This is a genomic window from Staphylococcus pettenkoferi (assembly GCF_002902685.1).
Taxonomy (GTDB): Bacteria; Bacillota; Bacilli; order Staphylococcales; family Staphylococcaceae; genus Staphylococcus; species Staphylococcus pettenkoferi.
In genome coordinates this window covers 1-986 of the sequence record NZ_PPRN01000073.1, presented here as the reverse complement: position 1 = coordinate 986, position 986 = coordinate 1, and the positions used below count along the sequence as shown (strand labels likewise).

Genomic DNA, 986 nt, shown 5'->3' with positions numbered 1-986 from the left:
GATGAATTGTCAATTTAAGCGCAACACTTCTAAATTTAAAATTTCATATGGAGTGTCCCAATTAAGACACTTTCTAGGTCTATGATTAATTGCGTTCAAAGCATAGTTTAATTCTTCTTGAGTTACTTTAGCTAAGTCAGTTCTTTTAGGGAAGAATTCCCTAAGTAAACCGTTAGAGTTTTCATTCGTGCCTCTTTGCCATGCAGAATAAGGATCAGCGAAGTAAATATCAACATTGAATTGAGATTCAATATCTTTATAGCATGAGAATTCTTTACCACGGTCTACAGTGATTGTCTTTACAGCACTTTCAGAGAACGTGTGAATGAGTTGATGTATCGCTTCTCTCATAGAGCGAGAAGAACGGTCAGGGATAAGGCAACAGTAGTAATAGCGTGATTTTCTTTCTGCGAAAGTAGCGATACAACCCTTACTTTTTCCTCGGCTTGAAACAACCGTATCAGCTTCCCAATGACCGAATTCTTGACGCTTTCTACTCTCTTTCGGACGTTGTGAGATGGTCTTGCCTACATTAAATCGACCTCGCGTCTCTTTTGGACATTGTCTCTTTCCTTTCTGTCTGAGATAAGGAAGCATATTCACCTTCAGTAAGTTAGAGTTAATCCATCTATAGATGGATTTGAAAGAAACTTGATTTGAAAGTAGGCGTCCCACAATCTGTTCCGGCGACCAGTGTAACTTTAAATAATGTTGAATGAACTTTGATAGCGTTTTGGTTAGTGTTAAAGGACGCCCACAACGTCTTTTATTCGCTTTATATTGCGTTTGTGCTGTGGGCGCGGAATAACCTTCTTCCGTCATATGACGCTTAATCTCACGAGAAATCGTGGAGACTGAACGGTTAAGATGTTTAGCTATCGCTCTCATAGAATAGTTTTCTTTTCTCAGTGTCTCTATACTTGAACGCTCATATATAGTAAGATGTAAATAGCTCATATTGGCACTCCCTTGTATTTGTTTTTAGT

At 38.4% G+C, this 986-nt stretch carries 1 protein-coding gene; it reads right to left on the bottom strand.

Annotated elements, in window-relative coordinates; all coding sequences use genetic code 11:
* Positions 1-9: 9 nt before the first annotated feature.
* A complete protein-coding gene (locus CD126_RS11210) occupies positions 10-957 on the bottom strand; it encodes an IS30 family transposase (RefSeq protein WP_103370510.1) in 948 nt (315 codons plus the stop codon).
* Positions 958-986 lie beyond the last annotated feature (29 nt).